The 19,558-nt window shown below is 52.0% G+C and carries 17 protein-coding genes and 1 pseudogene; 12 read left to right on the forward strand and 6 right to left on the reverse strand.

The genetic code is table 11. From position 1 onward, the window contains the following. Positions 1–8: 8 nt before the first annotated feature. From F3I20_RS18360 to F3I20_RS18385, 6 genes are read left to right on the forward strand one after another with little or no spacing between them, the layout of a single operon-like run. Positions 9–1,070, forward strand: a complete 1,062-nt coding sequence (locus F3I20_RS18360) for a fimbrial protein (RefSeq protein WP_150038068.1) — start codon at positions 9–11, stop codon at positions 1,068–1,070. Positions 1,071–1,126: 56 nt separating this feature from the next. Next, positions 1,127–1,789, forward strand: coding sequence for a response regulator (locus F3I20_RS18365; protein ID WP_150038069.1), 663 nt, complete (start codon positions 1,127–1,129; stop codon positions 1,787–1,789). A gap of 37 nt (positions 1,790–1,826) precedes the next feature. Continuing rightward, complete coding sequence (locus tag F3I20_RS18370; protein WP_150015377.1) at positions 1,827–3,149, forward strand: TolC family outer membrane protein; 1,323 nt, start codon at positions 1,827–1,829, stop codon at positions 3,147–3,149. 25 nt (positions 3,150–3,174) lie between these two features. Beyond that, on the forward strand, positions 3,175–4,434 hold the full coding sequence (locus F3I20_RS18375; RefSeq protein WP_150038070.1) for an HlyD family secretion protein: 1,260 nt from the start codon (positions 3,175–3,177) through the stop codon (positions 4,432–4,434). Between the two features lie 17 nt (positions 4,435–4,451). Beyond that, the gene (locus F3I20_RS18380) at positions 4,452–6,635 is read left to right on the forward strand and encodes a peptidase domain-containing ABC transporter (protein ID WP_150015375.1); all 2,184 of its coding nucleotides are present in this window, start codon (positions 4,452–4,454) and stop codon (positions 6,633–6,635) included. Beyond that, positions 6,628–7,059 carry a DcrB-related protein gene (locus tag F3I20_RS18385; protein WP_150015374.1) on the forward strand — a complete coding sequence of 144 codons (432 nt, stop codon included), beginning with the start codon at positions 6,628–6,630 and terminating at the stop codon, positions 7,057–7,059. Before F3I20_RS18380 ends, F3I20_RS18385 begins: the two co-directional genes overlap by 8 nt. A gap of 76 nt (positions 7,060–7,135) precedes the next feature. Here F3I20_RS18385 and F3I20_RS18390 read toward each other — a convergent pair whose 3' ends face one another. After that, on the reverse strand, positions 7,136–7,633 hold the full coding sequence (locus F3I20_RS18390) for a FidL-like protein (RefSeq protein WP_150015373.1): 498 nt from the start codon (positions 7,631–7,633) through the stop codon (positions 7,136–7,138). Then, positions 7,630–8,463: a winged helix-turn-helix domain-containing protein gene (locus F3I20_RS18395; RefSeq protein ID WP_150015372.1), complete on the reverse strand. Its 834-nt coding sequence runs from the start codon at positions 8,461–8,463 to the stop codon at positions 7,630–7,632. Before F3I20_RS18395 ends, F3I20_RS18390 begins: the two co-directional genes overlap by 4 nt. A gap of 329 nt (positions 8,464–8,792) precedes the next feature. Between F3I20_RS18395 and F3I20_RS24535 the strand changes: the two are divergent. Together F3I20_RS24535 and F3I20_RS18405 are read left to right on the forward strand one after the other, a co-directional pair. After that, positions 8,793–9,265: pseudogene (locus tag F3I20_RS24535) on the forward strand (TetR/AcrR family transcriptional regulator); the annotation flags it as partial. A gap of 394 nt (positions 9,266–9,659) precedes the next feature. Beyond that, positions 9,660–10,547, forward strand: a complete 888-nt coding sequence (locus F3I20_RS18405; protein ID WP_150015371.1) for an ROK family protein — start codon at positions 9,660–9,662, stop codon at positions 10,545–10,547. Positions 10,548–10,601: 54 nt separating this feature from the next. On the opposite strand, the gene F3I20_RS18410 is transcribed toward F3I20_RS18405, so the two are convergent. The 3 genes from F3I20_RS18410 to F3I20_RS18415 all read right to left on the reverse strand — a co-directional run bounded on the left by F3I20_RS18410 (position 10,602) and on the right by F3I20_RS18415 (position 12,985). Continuing rightward, the gene (locus tag F3I20_RS18410; protein WP_150038072.1) at positions 10,602–11,552 is read right to left on the reverse strand and encodes an Rpn family recombination-promoting nuclease/putative transposase; all 951 of its coding nucleotides are present in this window, start codon (positions 11,550–11,552) and stop codon (positions 10,602–10,604) included. Between the two features lie 513 nt (positions 11,553–12,065). Continuing rightward, positions 12,066–12,188 (reverse strand): hypothetical protein, encoded by a 123-nt coding sequence (locus F3I20_RS24360; protein WP_255471556.1) that lies wholly within the window; start codon positions 12,186–12,188, stop codon positions 12,066–12,068. A gap of 8 nt (positions 12,189–12,196) precedes the next feature. Beyond that, positions 12,197–12,985: a MipA/OmpV family protein gene (locus F3I20_RS18415; RefSeq protein ID WP_150038073.1), complete on the reverse strand. Its 789-nt coding sequence runs from the start codon at positions 12,983–12,985 to the stop codon at positions 12,197–12,199. A 129-nt stretch (positions 12,986–13,114) separates the two neighbouring features. Here F3I20_RS18415 and F3I20_RS18420 point away from each other — a divergent pair, with 129 nt between their 5' ends. From F3I20_RS18420 to F3I20_RS18435, 4 genes are all read left to right on the forward strand, one after another. Next, the gene (locus F3I20_RS18420) at positions 13,115–13,810 is read left to right on the forward strand and encodes a response regulator (protein WP_150015368.1); all 696 of its coding nucleotides are present in this window, start codon (positions 13,115–13,117) and stop codon (positions 13,808–13,810) included. Continuing rightward, positions 13,807–14,976, forward strand: a complete 1,170-nt coding sequence (locus F3I20_RS18425; RefSeq protein WP_150038074.1) for a sensor histidine kinase — start codon at positions 13,807–13,809, stop codon at positions 14,974–14,976. Before F3I20_RS18420 ends, F3I20_RS18425 begins: the two co-directional genes overlap by 4 nt. A gap of 93 nt (positions 14,977–15,069) precedes the next feature. Further along, positions 15,070–16,203 (forward strand): efflux RND transporter periplasmic adaptor subunit, encoded by a 1,134-nt coding sequence (locus F3I20_RS18430; RefSeq protein ID WP_150015366.1) that lies wholly within the window; start codon positions 15,070–15,072, stop codon positions 16,201–16,203. Then, the gene (locus F3I20_RS18435) at positions 16,200–19,244 is read left to right on the forward strand and encodes an efflux RND transporter permease subunit (protein WP_150038075.1); all 3,045 of its coding nucleotides are present in this window, start codon (positions 16,200–16,202) and stop codon (positions 19,242–19,244) included. The genes F3I20_RS18430 and F3I20_RS18435 overlap by 4 nt, the downstream gene beginning before the upstream one ends. A 60-nt stretch (positions 19,245–19,304) precedes the next feature. Here the strand turns inward: F3I20_RS18435 and F3I20_RS18440 are convergent, their stop codons facing one another. Then, positions 19,305–19,550 (reverse strand): hypothetical protein, encoded by a 246-nt coding sequence (locus tag F3I20_RS18440; protein WP_013356609.1) that lies wholly within the window; start codon positions 19,548–19,550, stop codon positions 19,305–19,307. Between the last annotated feature and the right edge of the window lie 8 nt (positions 19,551–19,558).

The following is a 19,558-nucleotide window of genomic DNA, read 5'->3' on the forward strand; positions in this document are numbered from 1 at the left end:
GTAACATCATGTTTTTAATTTCAGGAAAGAAAATAATGCGCCTCATTGGCTCAGTTTCATTAATATTAAGTCTGATACTGATGGCTACTTTTAATGTTAATGCAGCGGATTCATCAGCCGATGTGACGTTAACATGCAAAATAACATCAAGTACAACGTTAGTTGATGTGAGCTCATTGGGCATTAATATTTCAGCTGCTGTGCCAGTAGGTACGATCGTTTATAGCGGCACGGCAACCGCTAACTTTAAATGTGCTTTGGATAATCTGCAGCAGTACGCAGATGGATTAAGCGGTGAGGTCTATTTTAAGCGCAAGGCGATTGACGCGGGTGCCCTGGGTTATGGATTGACGTTATATACTGGCTATGGCGGAGAGATGAGTACCGATGCCGCAAGTATTGCAACGGGTATCATGATTAGTACTTATGCTTTAACCAGCGGCGGAACCATTGGTTCATATACAGATGTCTCAATCAACGTACCTTATCAGATTGTAAAGACCTCCAACTCTATGTCAGCGTCTACTTCTCTTAAGAGCTATGTAAACGCTTTTGATGTTGGTTCGTTAATATCAGGTAAAGATGTATCATTCAACTTCACCAATATTAAAACAGGTATCACTGTTAAAGATCAGACCTGCTCAGTCGCCGGTGATACCAATCTGCCTGTGCCATTAGGTAGTTACACCACGAATCCCACTAGCGGTTTAGGATCAGGAATCGGTCAGACTAGCGCTACAACCGCATTTAATATTCAGCTTAACTGTGAGGCGCTTCTTTCGGGTTCGTTTGATGTGATGATGCAGTTGGATGGTGACGCGTCTGGCGGATTATCCGATTTGGGTGTGGTAGCACTTAATTCGGCCTCAACGGCGAGTGGCGTCGGTGTACAAATCCTTAATGAAAATGAGCAGCCGATTGCACTTGCTACTCCATTTAACATTGCGACTTACCCGCTCTCATCTGCCTTAGTGACGGTGCCACTCTATGCACGATATTATCAGACTGCTGCGAAAATCAATCCTGGCACGGCTAATGCAGTAGCAACGTATACGCTTAGTTACCAGTAATCAGCAGGGCTCTGCGGAGCCCTTCTTCATATTTTATCTACAGAAAAGGATTGTCTGTGAATAAACTCAAGGAAAAAAATAAGCTCAGGCTTGGTGTATCAGATGAAAGTCCATTTATTCTTTACTCTATCCGGAACATACTCATAAAGGAGTTTTCAGAACTTGATGTTATTGCTTATCCGGTTGAAGCTGATCTTTTGCTGTCTGTTATCAGAGAGGATATGCCCGATATATTAATAACGGACTTTTGCTTTAATTTTGACCGCAATGATGTCAATGGCGTGCGAAAAATAGAACAGATACATAAGCAAAACCCGGAATTAAAAATTATTGTTTTTACTGCACAAAACAGCCAGGCTATTTTGAAAAGCATATTACAAATCCCGGTTAATGCCATCGTGCACAAGCGAGATGACATTCGTGATTTGGTCAAAGCATTCAATTGGGTTTGCTCATCCAACTCAGGAATATACTACTCGGAACAGATGAAGAGTTTAATGCTCTCTGCACCCGCAGATCCGGCACAAACACTTTTGTCACCTTCAGAAGTAGAGGTCATTCGATTATTCGCCATTGGATACAGCCTGATGGAGATAGCAAAAGCGCGTAAACGTAGCATAAGCACCGTTGCAACACAGAAATACAACGCCATGCGTAAGCTTCAGCTGCAATCAAACACAGATTTAATTAAGTATGTTTTTGCACAGGAACTCATTTAATCACCTGGCACGAAAAATTTTATAAACAGCGAAAATCATGAAATTTCATAATCTGAATATTGCATTACTGGCTCTAACCTGTGCTCCATTTTGCACATCTGCAACCAACCTGCAGCAAGCTGCTCAGGCTGCATTGAGCTACGACTCAGCATTACAATCCAGTCAGATGACCAGTGCGGCAGATAAACAAAAATACTGGCAAGGTATGGCCGGAATGCTGCCAACATTGACCCTGGAGGGAAACTGGGATCGTCAGGAACAACCGGATAAGAAATATCAGAGTGGGGTTACTAACCACAGTTACGATCTCAGCGTCAGACAACCGCTGTTTGATATGAGTAAATATGCCGGATGGCGTAAAGGTGTTGCGATTGCCAACACTGCTGAAGCACAGGCAAAACAGGCTGAAGAAAAGTTACTTAATGCCATCAGTAATGCTTATTTTACGGTGCTTTATCAGCAGGAAGTTTTACAGGCAGCCAAAGCCGCCAGCCATAACTTTAAGCAACAACAGCAGAAAATTCAGACCGGCTTAATCAACGGTCAAAATACCCGCACTGAACTGGATGAGGCTAAAGCTAACTACGCTCTGGCACAGGCTAAGGAAATAGAAGCTGGCAATCAGCTATTGCTTGCAGGCGAGGCATTTCGCCGTTTATCGGGTATCAGCCCGGACACCGTAGAACCGGTGAATTTTCAGTGCCTGAAAGCATCGCCCTATTCTTCTCTGACCGATGCAATTAATGCCAGCCAGCAGCGTAATACTGATATTAAAATTGCTCTTTTTCAGAATGACCAGGCAGATGCAGATGTCCTTGCGGCTGACGGCGCGCACATGCCAGTGGTCTCGCTCTATGCGCGATACGGCAAGAACTGGAGTCGTAATGACGACGACGACAATATCCTGTATGACGCAATCTTCGGGACGAACTCAAAGAGTAATAACCTCCAATATGGCGTAAACGTTTCTGTTCCATTGTTTGCCGGCGGCAGTCAGGTTTCACAATCTTTTGAAGCATCTTACCGCCGTCAGGCAGCAAAGTATTCCATGATGGAAGCACAACGCAAAGCGGCAACCGATACCCGTTCTGCCTGGCTTAGCCTGACCAATGGCAAAGTTTTACTCAGTGCTCAAAAGAATGCCGTCGACTCAGCACGTGAAAAAGTGGTGTCGGTCCAGTATGGCCGTGAAATGGGCTTCCGCACCGTTAACGATGAACTGGATGCTCAGCAAAAATATTACACCGCACTCAAAGATCAGGCTGAAGCACGCTTAAGTTATCTCAATGCCCTGATCAGTCTGGCGCAAAGCACCGGATCGTTATCACTCGATATGCTGAATTATTTTCAGTGCCGTTAATCCCTCAATCATGATGAATCTATAAATGGAACAATCACTCTTCCGTCAGGAGGCGCTTGATGCCGCTAACCGGGGTAACCTGGGTATCGTGGCACTTTATTGTCCGCCCTATCGCTGGCTTGTTATTTCTGTGGTGATTTTTATTACTGCCGTGACAGCCCTGTTTTTCATTTTCGGCAGCTATACGAAATATGAATCCTCTACCGGAGAACTGCTGCCTGAGAATGGCATGTTAGTCGTTCCTCCTCCTGTAAGCGCAACCGTAGTGGATATTCCAGTTAAGGAGGGACAACTGGTCAAAAAAGATGATGTTCTTATGGTGTTGTCATCAGAAGTCTCAACACAGATGGGACAGACGCGTCAGGTTATCGCCGAAAATCTGGTGGCTCAGCGGGAACGACTTCAGCAGGATCTTCAGACGCTTGCCAAATTGCATAACGTCGAAATGAAAGGGTTATCCGACACCATCGCCAGTCTGAAACTCCAGCAGGAACAGCTGAGACTTCAACTGACACACCGTCGCAAGCAGGTCGCGTTAGCGAAACTGCAACTCGATAAACTCAACGCTATGCACCTGGAAGGGTACGCCTCAAACCGTCAACTGGAAGAGCAGGAATCCAATCTGCTCGACAGTCAGGCACGTTACCAGGAGTACCAGCGTCAGCTGCTGGACACGTCGCAAAAAATTGTTCAGGCGGAGCAGCAACTGCATGAAAAGCCGCTGGATGATGAGAAAAAACGCAACGACATCGAACGGCAGCTGGCAGATAACCGTCAGGCAATGGCAGAGAATGAAGCGCGCCGATCCATTGAGCTTCGTGCGCCGAAAAGTGGTTATGTCGGCATGATCATGGTCAAAAATGGTCAGATGCTGAATGCCGGCCAGTCGGCAGTCGCGATTCTGCCTAACAATACCAATCTTGTTGCCCGCATCATGGTCAACACGCAATCCATTGGCTTTATCCATCCAGGCCAGCGTGTCGTGCTGCGCTATAAAGCTTTCCCTTACCAAAAATTTGGCCAGCAATATGGCAAGGTAATCGAGGTCTCGCGAACCGCCCTCTCTCCTCAGGAAGTTACCACCTTAACCGGTAAAAACAATGTTCAGGAACAGCAGTACCGGGTTCTGGTCTCTCTGGATAAACAAACTATTTCTGCTTATTCGCAGAATGAAAAACTGAAGCCAGGTATGGCGCTGGATGCCGACTTTATTGTCGACAAACGTCGTCTCTATGAATGGGTACTGGAGCCGATTTTCGCGCTGGGACACAAAATTTCTCTCTGATTTAGAAGGTCTGTTCTGTGTTGTTATTAGAGAAACTCAATTTTAAATGGTTTAACCGCTTACCGATGATTCGTCAGTCACAGGCAGCCGAGTGCGGGCTGGCTTGTCTTGGCATGGTGGCTAATTATCACGGTCATCAGATCGACATGATCACGTTACGCCGCCAGTTCGCCACATCACTCAAAGGTGCTACTCTGGCTGATGTCATCGCTATGGCACAACAGCTCAATATGACTTCTCGCGCCCTGCGAGTGGAAATGGAAGAGCTGTCTAAATTGCGTATGCCCTGCATTCTGCACTGGGAACTGAACCACTTTGTGGTATTGAAGAAAGTACGCGGCAATAAGATCACCATTCACGATCCCGCGCGCGGGATCCGTGAACTGACATTTAAAGAAGCATCGACCGCCTTCACCGGGGTCGCGCTGGAACTGGTTCCCTCCTCTACCTTTGAAGTAAAAGAAGAGAAAGAAAGCATCTCAATGATGAAGCTGGTGGGCAGCGTGACCGGGGTAAAGTCTGCCTTTGCTCAGGTGCTCATCCTCTCAATCGCACTGGAGCTATTCGGCGTCCTCGGCCCCTTCTTTATGCAGTGGGTGATGGATATGGTGCTGGTTTCTGCTGACTATTCTTTGCTATCGCTGCTCGGTGTGGGCTTTATCATGATCGCGCTGTTTCAGACTATCGTTACAGCGTTGCGCTCATGGGTAATGAGCTGGTTCTCAAGTCAGCTCAGTGTGCAGTGGACCGTAAATGTCTGTCACCATATGTTAAAGCTGCCGCTGGAATGGTTCGAATCACGCCACGTCGGAGACATTCTCTCTCGTTACGGTTCGCTTAATACCATTCAGAGTACGCTGACTTCCCGTTTTATCAGCACCGTACTGGACGGTGTCATGTCAATCGTCACGGTAGTGATGCTTTTCATCTATAACGCGCAACTGGCGTGGCTGGTCATTGGACTTTTTCTCGCCTATGCACTGCTACGTTTCATGGCCTACGATCCGGTTCGCCGCGCCAATGAAGAACAAATCATCAGCTCGGCCCGTACCCAGTCTTCTCTGCTTGAAACGCTGCGCGGTATCCAGGCGGTTAAAACCAATAATAAACAGGTGCCCCGCCTCTCGGCATACATGAACTTTCTGGTGGATACCACCAATAAAGGCATCGTGATTCAGAAGCTCAACATCCTGTTCGGTTCGGCTCAGGGATTGCTAACTTCAGTGGGCCGTGTCGTTCTGGTCTGGCTTGCCGCGCTGCAGGTCCTGGATGGCAACTTCTCTGCCGGTATGCTGACCGCCTTTATCAGCTTTTCCGATCAATTCATGAGTCGCGGTTCAGGTTTGATCAATGCCATCATCGATTTTCGTATGCTGAGAATGCATGGTGAACGCCTGGCCGATATTGTTCTGTCTGAAACAGAAGCCAGTTCTGAGGGCAATCCGGGTCTGGTTAGTAAGGAAATCGACAAGGAGACAGACGTACCGCAGGATATCAAGCTCATCAATATCCGTTTTCGTTATGCGCCGACTGAACCCTGGGTTGTCGATGGTGCCAATCTGGAGATTAAAGCGGGTGAGAGCCTTGCCATCGTGGGGCCATCCGGCCAGGGCAAAACTACGATGGCCAAAATTATTCTTGGCCTGCTGCACCCTGAAGAAGGCACCATCACCGTGGGTGGCATGGACATCACTCAAACCGGACTTGAACATCACCGTAATCGCATCGGCTGCGTAATGCAGGATGACATTCTCTTTTCAGGCTCAATCAGCGAGAACATCAGCTTCTTTGATAACGAACCCGATCACGCAAAAATTACCCGCGTGGCCCGTCTGGCTCAGATTCATGGCGATATCATGAAAATGCCGATGAATTATCAAAGCCTGGTAGGTGATATGGGCTCGTTTTTATCGGGTGGCCAGCTACAACGTATCCTGCTGGCGCGCGCACTCTATCGTGAACCTAAAATCCTGGTACTGGATGAAGCCACCAGTCATCTGGATATCTATAACGAAGCGCAGATCAACAACGCAATTAAGCAGATGAAGATCACCAGAATCATCATCGCACACCGCCCGGAAACTATCCGAAGTGCCGATAAAATCGTCCTGTTAAATAACGGTACGCTCAGCGAAGTCACGGCAGAGCAGTTATTTGGGCAAACAATAAATCATAATGAAACGGAGATTACCCATGTATAAGACTATTTGTCGCTTCACTGAAGGCACAATTACCTTGCCGGAAGGCTACTCCGAGCGAACTCTGAATACGCTGGCTGATACACGATCTGTTCTGCCACCAATCACTATTTCCCGTGATAAGTTAGGCGACCATAACAACCCGGAAGAGTATATCCTTAGCCAGCTCGCTATCCTGCAAAAGCAGATGAAAGACTGGCAACAGGAAGCCCATCAATCAGTAGTTTTGGGGGATAACCTGACGACAGGAATCATGATCAGTTATGACTTCCTGCGACCAGATAATCTTCGTGTTTATCAGAAACAAGCCTTATTCACGCTCAATATGGAAGACATATTGATTTTCTCTCTGTCGAAAGCGAGCCCCATAACCGCTAACGATTTACAGCTTTTCTCAGATACCCTGAAAAGCTTCCGTACCTGGTAATCTGCAAAGTACAGATAAAACAAATCGGAAGAGCATATGCTCTTCCGGTTTGCGTTTCGGTTATCAGTCGATGCATTCAGTAACGCTGACAGGTGAAGAGATAGGAGAGCGGTCCGCCAACCAGATAGGTCTTTTTATCGATTCTGGTGATATCAAGCTGAAGATAACCCGGATCGAGCGTGATCTCAGCCAGCAGCAGATTAAACACGGCATCCGGCGTCGTATCGTTAGTCGAAGTAATAATTTCTCTTATTTTATAACGGTAAGTGTCACTATCAATCTTATTACCGGCACTGAGTGCAATACGTCGATTAACCGTTGTTACCTCATCACCAAACGTCACCTGCCCATTCAGTAATAAATATCCTGAATCAGAATTAATAAAACGTAGATCCTGGGAAACAGCAAACTCAATTTTTTTATTATCGTTGCGACTAAGATCGTAGCGGCTAAATGTTGAGCAGCGGAAAGGCAGTTCGTTTGTCCGGAGATTAAAATAGTTAATGCCTGCAAAGATCCCCAGCAACAGCATAGCCAGCATTATCGTCAGCGTAAGAGTGGCTTTCCGTTTCAAAACATTCTCCAGTCAAGATAGTAGAAGTTGTCACAGGAAACGATATGACCACTGCTGTTCAGGTTACATGCGGAAAGAATAGTCCGGCCATAATCTTTAGTTGTGAATGCCGTGTTTTTATCGAAATAGATGCGTCGACCCGGCACACAGGATTGATTATTCTCTTTAAGCATTTCAAGTATTTGCTTTTCCAGTGATTTTTGTTCAAACACCTCTAATCCCGGGATAATAACAGCTTCGCAACCGCCTTCCAGTTTGATGTTGCTCATAGAGGCACTCTTTTCAGCAGGCTGACGCACAGTGAAATACCATAAAGCACTGCCAAGCAGCACCAGCATGATTAGGGCGAGCAGGAGCTGTCCGAGATTCAGAGCGGGTTTTTCAACAACATGCTCTGCGATAACAGGATCGGGTAGCATGGGCTGACTATCTGCGACAGATACCACCTGCTTTGCAGGCATCTCATCAACCTGAACCTGCATCGCAACAAAAGCCGGAGAGGATTCGCGTTCTATTTTGATTTCAGTATTGAGTCGGATGCCAATTTTCGGAATGGTGATGATCAGGTTTTCACAGCCATAGGCTGCAAGCGCTCTGCGCAGAATACTCAGATACTGATTCAGATTGCTGTTTGATCCGCGCAGGCCATATTTATCCCAGACTTCGGTCAACAGGCTATCGCGCGACAGTATCTCACCTTCAGAATTCAGTAACTGTTCAAACAGCCGACCCGATGAAATACTCAGACTCAGCATTTCCTGAGTAGGAAGATGGCTTAGCGTACAGTCATCTGAATTGTAACTAATCTGATCATCGATAATGTAAATCATTAAGAAATCACTGAATTTGCGCTCATTTTGGACAGTATAATTCAGCTTATTTAAAGAAGCACTAAACAGTGAACGCAAGCGCAGGATAGTAAGGGACGTTAAAATCAGGCACTCAAGCGGGTATTCGATTCATGTCTCTGGCTGTGCGGCCCAGGATCGGCCGTTCAGAAGTTATCATCTGCGGAAGATTCAGCGTTATAAGCCCTGTCAGTGAACACACTATCCGTATGACTCCACTGGCTTGCTGAATCTGAAGATTAACGCTATCAGCACCCTTCATCCGCTGCAATTCATGGCTTTTGCCTGCAGCAGGGCCTGGAGTGTGGCCAGCAATCGGCTTTACCAGAGCGTACATTCATAAGTTTTTTGAATCGAAACAGGCCATTGGCAAAGTCATCTGTTCAAACCGGCTGGCGATGATCATGCAGCGTGCCGAAGCCGCGATAGCCGACGCTTCAGGAGCATCAGAACAACTGCGGCGGCTGTTTGGCACACTTTCTGGCACTGAGCTTTTTTTCACGAACGCAAACGCTATGATATTGCCGCCGTCGCATCACGTGATCGCTGACCATCAGCGATGGCTTGCGAAAAGCGGCTGCTGAACCTGATTCAGCAGACCCTCCGCCATGGAAGAGAAACCGGTGAGCTTGAGCGTAAAACCCCTGCAGACGAAGCAGCAGAAGCGATTTACAGGGTGATCAAACGCGATGCCAACCCAGTACTGTTGAAGTACAGCCTTGATGAAGGGGAAGAAGCCTCTGCCCAATTGGTCGCACTCGTATTACGCAGTCCCGCCCCCTGAACGTAAAACCTCAGTGACCCTTTACTTCATTGGACCTCTATCATCCCGATGAAGCAGCAGGCAATCTTGACCTGGTGACGCTTAATGCCCGATCTGCCGCGCATAATCTATGCCACGTCCAACGGATTTGGCTTTTTGGCGGCGTCAACACCCGCATCCTGCTGCGCTAAGTGGTAGTAACAGCACCGTAACGATTAAATCTGTGCATCCACACTGGCTGTGCGGGTTTTAAATTACAGGGATATTCTTGTGTGCGGGGTAATCTCAGACACGCCCTTTTGGCAATAGCTTTATAAATCTGTACCTTTCCTGACAAAATTGCCGGTGCCTTGCCGTCTGCCCTTTTTTTTCAGCACTACAATTAGTTGTATGAAAACAACTTCAGAGAACGTTGATGAAAATTGCAGCTTTTGATATTGGTGGTACCTCTTTAAAAATGGGTGTGATTGACGATCAGGGAAATATTCTGACCAGCGATAGTGCTGATATTTCTCATAACGCACGCGATAAAATACTTGATGAAATCCTGGCCTGGCTGGAGAAAAATCCCGGTTGTGCTGGTATTGCCGTCAGCACACCGGGTTATATTGATGCAGACGCCGGTTATATTGCCATGGGCGGCACCATACGTGACTTTGACCAGTTTCATCTGAACCAGTGGCTGACAGAAAAAACGTCCCTGCCTGCTACCGTCGAAAACGATGCACACTGTGCGCTACTGGCGGAAAAGTGGCTGGGAAAAGCAAAAAAGCTCAACGATTTCCTGATGCTGACGATAGGCACCGGGTTAGGCGGAGCGGCTTTTTGCAATGGCGCACTGATTCGGGGTGGACGCAACCGGGCGGGCGAGTTTGGTTGCCTGCTAACATCGCGTCCCACCAGCGGCAATATTGAACGTCATACCATGAGCCAGAGCTGTACCATGACGGCGCTGCGGGAGAATTACAGCCAGCTTATTGATAAGCCTGTCGACGACATCAGTGGTAAAGATGTCTTTGACGCATACGACCGTAATGAAGATGCCGCGCAGCAGGTGGTAAATAAATTTTATGCGGATCTTGCGGCCTGCTTATATAACCTGTTCAGCGTGTTCGATCCGCAGAGGGTATTTATTGGTGGAGGAATTACCGAGCGCGAACCCTTCCTCGAAGAACTGGGAGAGCAGCTGGCAAAATATGATCCTGATATCCGCATAGATGCCGCAACCTACGGTAACGACTCCGGCATGCTGGGCGCAACCTGGAATTACCTGCAGCGCCAGCCGGCGGGCAATAAGACCTGAGAGCTTTGCTTTCCCTGACATGAAAAGTTGTTATCAGGTCTTATCCGCAGAGGCTTAATGCTGGATGTTAGCCAGATCTTCTGAGGAAAGGCCTGTCATTTCCATAATGGTTTTACGTTCAAGGCCGCGCTGTAACATAACGCGAGCGATTTCCAGCGTGGCTTCGCGCTTACCTTCACTGCGGCCTTTCTCCATTCCCCGCTGTTCGCCCAGCTCAATACCTTCAGCGCGACCTATTTCAATACCTTTTTGCTCAAGCTGCTGTGCGATAGTCATCAGTGCATCTCCGTGTTGCGGCACCCGCTGTGCCAGTTCGCGAACAAAAGCTTCGTGATCAGCTGATTCACCTGCCTGCATTAAATAGTGTATCAGCGCCAATACCTGGGGTGAAGAAAGATAATCGGCCATCAGTAAGGTGCTCAGACGGTCAATGATCGAAGCCATATCACGTTGATGAATATGCTTCTGCATCAGCGTCAGTGCGGCCATGCTGCGGTGCGTCATAATCTCCTCATCAGGGATAACCGTAACGTCCACCAGCGGAAAAGCGCTTCTATAAAGTTGTTCTGCCACAGCCGGATCGTCAAATTCGTCGAACCAGCGGGTCGAATAAGGATAGGGCGTGCGCTTACCGGTGTAGAACAATACAGGGATTACCAGGGGCAGCTTTTTATGACCCGCCGCAAGATGCTGTTGCATAGCGGCAATCGCATAACGCATCAGACGAAACGCCATATGTCTGTCAGGTGTAGATTGATGTTCAATCAGAACGTGTATGTAGCCGTCCCCGGCTGAGGTTTTAAGACTGTACAGAACGTCACTAAAATATTGCCGCAAATCGTCTTCGACAAAGGAGCCGGATTCAAGCTTAAGTGTGCCGAGATCGCAGATTTTACGGAGTTCTTCAGGAAGATGCAGCTGCATAAAATCTCTGGCAACATCCGGATTTGCCAGAAACTGTCGGAATGTCGCATCATGAGGTACAGGGCTCTTTTTCTTTCTCATCGGTTTACTTTCTATAAGGTTCACATACTGATAGGTGAGGGGAAAATGGTTTATCCAGGCCGGATGCCAATATTATCGCTGTGTTATCTGTGAATTAAAATGCACTACATCCATACTGGGTTAACTGTAATATTTAAAAGTAAAATTAATGCATTCAAAATAAGTTACCCCTTGATAACAACAATTTAATTACTTATAAAACAGCAATATATATGCAGATAAACTAACAGAATTATGATCTTTCCATATCCACCAACAATATTTAAACCGAAACAAATAAGAGGTAATGAATTATAAAAAACAATTATTATCTGATTTAACTGTTTTTTTAGCATAACTCACCGATAATAAATCAGCTCAGTTACTATTTATAAACCATGCCTGTTAATTAGCAGCATTACTTTCACTAGCAATGTATTGTTATTTCCTGACAGCCGCTATATCAGCATTGCTTTATTCGGTAACCAGGTTAATTAATGACTCTAAGCCCTGCAGTGGATATTAATGATGTCCCTATCCCCGTACCGGCGCATCAAACAGACTCAGCGCCACGACGAGAAGGGCATAAACCAGCAGATAGAACAGAATCAGCGCAGCCAGCAACCGTCGATGGCTACGCATCTCACTTTTCTTCATGATGCCATTCAGAAGGTATAACTCAATGCCAGCGTGGCCGAGGTGCCATTGTGCCGGGCGACGATGGGGCTATCTGAAGCATGCTTATCCAGCCAGGTGTAATCGCCGATTACGCTGGCAGCCCAGGCGGACGTGAACTGATGACTCCATGTCAGGCTGGTGTCTGTGCCATAAAATCCCCCCGCGGCGTTATAACGTTCAAACCTGCTATGTGCACTCTGTCCGCTACTCACGCCATACCAGGTATTCATATAACGCGCATCGCCAGCCAGACCTGCCACCTGCAATGCCACCGTATCGTCCTGGGTCTGCCAGGGGATCAGGGTTACAGACGTCCGGTATTGCACGCCCTGACTATCACTTAATGGCAGCGTCGCTTTACCCTCAACCACAAACCACGGGGTGACTGACCAGCCTGCTGCCAGCGCAGTGTTAACCGTGGCGTCGATATTCCCCATGCCTCTGAGCCGGTCATCACCATCGCGCCACGATGATTTGCGGTCAGAGCGACCCAGCCCGTAGCCCAGCGTATGTTCCAGATACAGCCCGTTATCCGCCTGCAGGTCATAGCCAATGCCTTTCAGCGAGTCGAAAAAGAATGCTCCGTCGCGCGTCTGAATGACCGGCATCAGCTGCCAGTGCTGCTTGTCTGCGCCGCTATAGCGCGGGGCATTAATACCCGCAATGCCCAGCGTCAGGCTGGGCGGTGGCGTGGCGCTTTCATCAGCTATAGCAGTAGCGGCACTCAACCCCAGCGAAAAACAGACCATGTGAAGCGTTATTTTTCCGGTTATCATCACGTTTCCTCATTATCACATCAGGTGCGGAGCTGAGGGATTCAGTGCCGCGTCACTGGCCGGAGTATGCGAGGCGAGTGTCAATGAACGACCAGGGATTTATGAAGAAACAGTCAAGGTGATCCGAAAATGCAGTCAAAACGTGTACTGATTATTGAAGATGACGCGGATGCGGCGGGTGTCCTTGAGGCCTACCTGAAACGTGAAAATTATGAGGTCATGATTGCCGGTGACGGAGCCGGCGGGCTGGAAACTGCAGGACGCTGGCAGCCCGATCTGATCCTGCTGGATATCATGCTGCCAGGCATGAACGGCACCGAAGTGCTGGCTGCGCTGCGGCGGCGTGACAATACTCCGGTAATCATGGTGACGGCGATGGGTGACGCGCCGGACCGTATCGGTGCCCTGCGCTATGGCGCAGATGACTACGTGGTCAAACCCTATCATCCGGGCGAGGTCGTGGCGCGCGTTCAGGCCGTGCTGCGCCGCAGCCAGAGTCATGCGCCCGTCGCAGAATTGCTGCGCTGGGCGGGTCTGGTGGTTGATCCGCTGGCACTCACCGCCGTGGTTGATAGTGAAAGTGATGCACCGCGCCGCCTCGATCTGACGCCCACTGAATTTTCCCTGCTGGTCACCCTGATGCGTGCGCCGACGCGGCCTTTTACCCGCCTGTTTTTGCTGGAGCATTGTCTGCCGGAAAGCGATGCACTGGAGCGTGTAGTCGATACCCACGTCTATAACCTGCGTCGTAAACTGGAGGCTGCAGGCATCTCTGACGTCTTACCGGCAGTTCGCAGCGTCGGTTACCGGTTCAGACAGCCATGAAGAACAATGCGCATACCTCACTGTGGCGCTGGATCTGCATCCGGGTGCTGTTTCTGGCCATCGGCAGCGTGATCCTGATCGCCGCCTGTATGTGGCTGCGCTTTGCGGTGCAGGCGTTCTGGGTCTACTACCGCATGCCGCCCGCGCTGCTTAGTGAGTTCACCCAGCTGCGCCATCATCCCGCCAGCGATCCAGCGCGCTTTCATCAGATTGTCGATCAGTGGTGGGGGATCAACTTTTCCGATCCCTCGCTGGCATCATCTGACTGGCTGACAGTGCTGCTCCTGGTGGTGGTCACCATCCCGTTTATGGTGATGATGGCGCTGCGTTTCGCCCGTCCGCTGTCGGCGCAGTTCAGCCAGCTGGCGACGGTGGCGCGTGCGGTGTCGAAGGGGGAATTTGGCCGGACGGCGGCGGTAGTGAAAGAAGCGCCGCAGGAGCTGGTGCGCTTTACCGAAGATTTTAACCAGATGACGCAGCAGCTGGCGCGTTACGATCGCGAGTTGCGCACTTCGCATGTGGCGATGGCACACGAACTTCGCTCGCCACTGACGGCGGCAATGGGCCGCCTGCAGGGCATTCTGGATGGTGTCTTCCCTGCGGAGCCGCAGCAGCTGGCGATGATCATGAAGCAACTGACACAGCTCAGCCGCCTGACAGATGAACTGCATCTGCTGTCACTGGCAGATGCCGGGCAGCTTACCCTCAACCGAGAGCGATTTAATCTCTCTGAATTGCTGCGCGAGCGTACAGGCTGGCTGCTGCCACAGGCAGAAGAGTCGGGTGTAGCTATCAGCGTTCTCGCACCCGGCGATCTGCTGCTCTGCGCCGACGCCTTTCGCCTGGGTCAGGTCGTGACCATCCTCTGTGAAAATGCACTGCGCTACGCTGCCGACGGTGGCGCACTGTTGATCACGGCCAGCCAGAACGATAAGGCGACCGCACTCACTTTTCGTGATTACGGTCAGGGCGTAGAGCCAGACTTCCTGCCTCAGCTGTTTGACCGCTTTACCCGTGCTGACTCTTCACGCGCCCGTCACTCCGGCGGCAGCGGTCTGGGGTTGTCGATCGCCAAAGCGATTATCGAGGCGCACGGCGGATCGCTGCACGCCACGCTGCCTGCCGACGGCGGTCTGATGATTAGGATAACACTACCGGCGAGATAAATTGTTCTGACTTGACCATTTCTTGATGGTTCATGGAACGTTTCTGGACACAGGCCGGGTTCAATGAGCACAACTCATTACAGGAACCCGGTTATGACAGACTTCTTATCGGATGCTGCCCGCCAGGTGTGGCGTCATCTCTTCAGTGTTCATATCTTCGCACCGATCGTGTTCGTGCTGCTCGGCGTATTCATCATGACCGGCTGCCGGGACAACAATGCCGCCCCGCCAGCCGCCCCGCTCCGCCCGGTCAAAACGGTGATTGCCCCGCCGCTCAGCAGTGACGCGTCACGCGTGCTGACCGGTGAAATCCGCGCCCATGAAGAGATTGCGCTGGCCTTCAGGCTGGATGGCCGGGTGGTGAGCCGCGCTGTTGAGCTGGGTGACCGCGTAAGCATAGGGCAACCCCTGGCCGCGCTGGAAAATGATCAGCCTCGTAATCAGCTGAACAGTGCGCGGGCCGATCTCGACAGCGCTCGTGCCGCCGAACGGGTCGCCGCGCTTAACCTCCACCGGATGCGACTGCTGATGCCCGGCGGAGCCATCGCCCGCAGCCAGCTGGACAGTGCCGAGGGAGACTGGCAGAGCGCGCAGTCCCGCCGTCTCAGCAGCGAAGCGGCGCTGAAAAATGCCCAGGATAACCTCAGCTGGACCCAGCTCACTGCGCCCGCAGCAGGCCGGATTACCGCCCTTCCGGTTCAGCCCGGTCAGGTGGTCAGCGCCGGACAGACTGTGATGACACTGGCAGCCGGTGATGCACGCGATGCCGTGTTTGATCTGACAACACCTGCTCTGCTGCGAGCTGACGGCCGGACTGCGCTGAAAGTAACGCTGCTCGCTGACCCGGGCATCCAGGCCAGTGGCACGATACGTGACATCAGCCCGCAGGCCGATTCACAGACCCGTACCTGGCGGCTGCGCATCTCAATGAATCAGCCACCGGAGGCGATGGCTCTGGGTGCCACCGTCACGGTCACGCTTCCCGATGCGCAACCGCCGGTCATCGCCCTGCCCGCCAGCGCCCTGACCCGCTTCGCAGACAAGCCTGCGCTGCTGGTGGTTGATGCGGCATCACGCTTACAGCTTCGTCCGGTGGTGCTGGCCCGCTTCAGCGCACAGCAAATCTTTGTCTCTGCCGGGATCCGGCCAGGCGAGCGCGTGGTTACCGCCGGTGTCGGCACCCTGCAGCCCGGTGAAAAAGTGACGCTGGCGCAGGAGGGATCATGAAAAAACTGACTGGCTTTAACCTCTCTGGCTGGGCACTGGCGCACCAGCAGCTGGTGGTCTTTTTCATGCTGCTGGTGATGGCGGCGGGTGTGCTGAGCTATGAACGTCTGTCACGTAATGAAGATCCGGCGTTTACCATCAAAACCGCGGTGATCTCTGCCCAGTGGCCCGGCGCTGACGTGAACACCACCGTGCAACTGCTGACGGACGTGCTGGAACAGAAGGTGCAGGAGATCCCTTCGCTGGATGCGGTTGAGAGCGAGACCCGCGCCGGAGAGACGATCATTTATGTCAACCTGCGCGATGAAACGCCGCCATCTCAGGTGGCCGGTATCTGGTATCAGCTGCGTAAAAAGATGCATGACGTGACGTCTTCACTGCCGCAGGGCGTGCAGGGGCCGGCGGTTAACGACGAATTTGATGACACCTTCGGCACAATTTACGGCTTCACGGCGGATGGCTTTACCGCCAGAGAACTTCGCGATCGGGTTGATAACCTGCGCCGCAGTCTGGCCAGTCTGCCCGACATCGGCAAAACCAGTCTGCTGGGTGTACAGGAGCAGCAGGTGGTCATTGCCTTTTCCCCGCGCAAACTAAACGGCATGGGCCTTGATTTACAGCAGGTCAGTGACGCCATCAAAGCGCAGAACGATGTGGTGCCCGCTGGCAGCCTGCGTACTGACCGTGAGAACATCGCGCTGCGGGTCAGCGGCACCCTGACTTCGGTCGAAAGCCTGAAAACAATTACCCTGCATATCGGGGAGCGTTTCATTCCGCTGACCGACCTGGCGACCATCAGCCTGCAACCGGCTGAACCACCCGCGCCCACCTTTCGGGTTAACGGCGTGCCGGCTATCGGGCTGGCGATCTCGATGGCCGCCAGCGGCAACATGCTCGATTTCGGTAAACAGCTTAATCAGCGTATGCAGACACTCGCCGGTCAGTTACCACACGGCATCACCATGACTCGCGTAGCCGATCAGTCTTCCGTGGTGAAACAAGCGGTGAGTGGCTTTGTCCGGATACTGGGCGAAGCGGTTGTCATTGTGTTAGCTGTCTCCTTTGTTTCGCTGGGGCTGCGTGCCGGTCTGGTAGTGGCGGCAGCTATTCCGCTGGTGCTGGCGCTGACCTTTACCGGCATGTTGCTGGCGGGCATCGGACTGCAGCGCATCTCACTGGGCGCGCTGATTATTGCGCTCGGGCTGCTGGTGGATGACGCCATGATCACCGTCGAGGCGATGGTGGCGCGACTCGAAGCGGGCGACAGCAAGTGGCAGGCCGCAACGTATGCATTCAAAACCACCGCCTTTCCGATGCTGACCGGTACTCTGGTCATGATCGCCGGTTTTATTCCGGTCGGATTTGCCGCGTCCAGTGCCGGGGAGTATTGCTACTCACTTTTTGTGGTGATTACGCTGGCGCTGCTTTGCTCATGGGTTGTTGCGGTTATCTTCTCGCCGCTCACCGGCTGCTGGCTGCTGTCAGCGAAGCGCATCAAAGCCCACCAGCCGCCGGGCATGCTGATGCGCGGCTATCACGGGCTACTGGAGATGATTCTGCGCCACCGGCTGATGACGATTGGCGCAGCGATGACGGTACTGCTGGTCAGCCTTTACGCCACCACTTTTATGCAGGGTGAATTTTTCCCGGCGTCAGATCGCCCTGAACTGCTGGTCAGCCTGACGCTGCCCGCCAGCGCGGCCCAGGCGGAAACCACGCGCCGAACCGCACAGCTGGAACAGATGCTGCGCAACGATCGGGATGTAGCACACTTCACCAGTTACGTCGGCTCTGGCGCAATACGCTTCTATCTGCCGATGGATGTGCTGCTGGATAATGAAAACATCGCTCAGCTGGTGGTGGTGGCGAAAAGTCTGGCGGTACGCGATAGGCTTCGCAGCAGGCTGGAGAAGAAACTGGCAACAGATTTCAGTGATATCACGACGCGGGTCTCGCCGCTGGAGCTGGGTCCGCCGGTGGGCTGGCCACTGAAATATCGCATCACCGGCCCGGATAATGCCCGGGTGCGGCAGGCTGCCAGTGATCTGGCAGCGCTGATCGCCCGCTCTCCGCTGGCCCGCGGGGTGAATCTCACCGCCGGGGAGCCAGAACGGGTCATGACGCTGGCGGTAAACCAGACCGCCGCCCGAGCCGCCGGACTGTCGTCCGACACCATCGCCTCCGCGCTGAACACCCTGATGTCCGGCAGTTTGGTGACCACCCTGCGCGATCGCAACCGGCTGATTGATGTGGTGCTGCGCAGCAATGATACGGAACGGCAGAACACGGAGACGCTGGAAGGATTGATGATCACCAACGCCAGCGGACAGAAAATTCCGCTGCGCCAGGTGGCGACTCTGAACTGGGGCGTGGACGATCCGGTGATCTGGCGCCGTCAGCGACTCTCATACATTACCGTGCAGACCGACATTGCCCCCGGCCAGCGTGCTGAACAGGTCTCGCAACAGCTCGCGCCTGAGGTCGCCGCCCTACGCGCCTCACTGCCAGCCGGATACGGAATTGAAGAAGGAGGCGTGGCGGCGGAATCGAACAAAGGCAACGGTTCGGTTTTTGCCCTGCTGCCAGTGACGCTCTGCGCCATGCTGGTCCTGCTGATGATTCAGCTGCAACGCTTCTCCGGCATGCTGCTGGCGCTGAGCATGGCTCCGTTTGGCCTGCCCGGCATTGTCTCCGCGATGCTGCCGGCGGGCACACCGCTGGGGTTTGTGGCGCTGCTGGGGATTATTGCGCTGGCGGGGATCATCATCCGCAACGCGGTGATTATGATCAGTGAAGTGGATGCGAACAACCGCGCCGGACTGCCTGCCGATGACGCTATCCGACAGGCCGCGCATCATCGGGCGCGTCCCATTCTGCTGACCGCCTGTGCTGCAATCCTCGGCATGATCCCCATCGCCCATCAGGTTTTCTGGGGTCCGATGGCGCTGGCGATTATTGGCGGTCTGGTCAGTGGCACGCTGGTGACGCTCACAGTGCTGCCCGCCGCGTTAAGTCTGCTGATGCAGCGACGGGCAGGTTAAAACAGTCGCATAAAATGCCTGGCGAACCCGTGCTGAGAACCGCGGGATCGCCGGACGCATTCAGTTCATCACCTCGACCAGAATCAGCGGGCACTTTCTGACTTTGCAGGCCTGACTGTAGGCCAGCGAGCAGACCGAACAGAGATCGCGCACGTCAGACTGGTACTCATACTCCATGAAATAGCGGAACTGGCCGCCCGCCGAATCTGTTCTCCAGAATCGCTGCGGCTCCAGAATTTCATCCAGTTGCCTGAATGTCAGGGCTGACGGGTTGTGATACCCGACTCTTACGCGGTATGTAGTCATGCACCGAT

The organism is Candidatus Pantoea gossypiicola, from assembly GCF_008632075.1.
Taxonomy (GTDB): Bacteria; Pseudomonadota; Gammaproteobacteria; order Enterobacterales; family Enterobacteriaceae; genus Pantoea; species Pantoea gossypiicola.

Excerpts from the sequence above, each read along its gene's own strand:
- F3I20_RS18395 (WP_150015372.1), bottom strand. The coding sequence starts at position 8,463 with ATGATTTACATTATCGATGATCAGATTAGTTACAATTCAGATGACTGT.
- F3I20_RS18370 (WP_150015377.1), top strand. The coding sequence starts at position 1,827 with ATGAAATTTCATAATCTGAATATTGCATTACTGGCTCTAACCTGTGCT.
- F3I20_RS18435 (WP_150038075.1), top strand. The coding sequence starts at position 16,200 with ATGAAAAAACTGACTGGCTTTAACCTCTCTGGCTGGGCACTGGCGCAC.
- F3I20_RS18430 (WP_150015366.1), top strand. The coding sequence starts at position 15,070 with ATGACAGACTTCTTATCGGATGCTGCCCGCCAGGTGTGGCGTCATCTC.
- F3I20_RS18415 (WP_150038073.1), bottom strand. The coding sequence starts at position 12,985 with ATGATAACCGGAAAAATAACGCTTCACATGGTCTGTTTTTCGCTGGGG.
- F3I20_RS18360 (WP_150038068.1), top strand. The coding sequence starts at position 9 with ATGTTTTTAATTTCAGGAAAGAAAATAATGCGCCTCATTGGCTCAGTT.
- F3I20_RS18425 (WP_150038074.1), top strand. The coding sequence starts at position 13,807 with ATGAAGAACAATGCGCATACCTCACTGTGGCGCTGGATCTGCATCCGG.
- F3I20_RS18385 (WP_150015374.1), top strand. The coding sequence starts at position 6,628 with ATGTATAAGACTATTTGTCGCTTCACTGAAGGCACAATTACCTTGCCG.
- F3I20_RS18375 (WP_150038070.1), top strand. The coding sequence starts at position 3,175 with ATGGAACAATCACTCTTCCGTCAGGAGGCGCTTGATGCCGCTAACCGG.
- F3I20_RS18420 (WP_150015368.1), top strand. The coding sequence starts at position 13,115 with ATGCAGTCAAAACGTGTACTGATTATTGAAGATGACGCGGATGCGGCG.
- F3I20_RS24360 (WP_255471556.1), bottom strand. The coding sequence starts at position 12,188 with ATGAAGAAAAGTGAGATGCGTAGCCATCGACGGTTGCTGGCTGCGCTG.
- F3I20_RS18440 (WP_013356609.1), bottom strand. The coding sequence starts at position 19,550 with ATGACTACATACCGCGTAAGAGTCGGGTATCACAACCCGTCAGCCCTG.
- F3I20_RS18405 (WP_150015371.1), top strand. The coding sequence starts at position 9,660 with ATGAAAATTGCAGCTTTTGATATTGGTGGTACCTCTTTAAAAATGGGT.
- F3I20_RS18410 (WP_150038072.1), bottom strand. The coding sequence starts at position 11,552 with ATGAGAAAGAAAAAGAGCCCTGTACCTCATGATGCGACATTCCGACAG.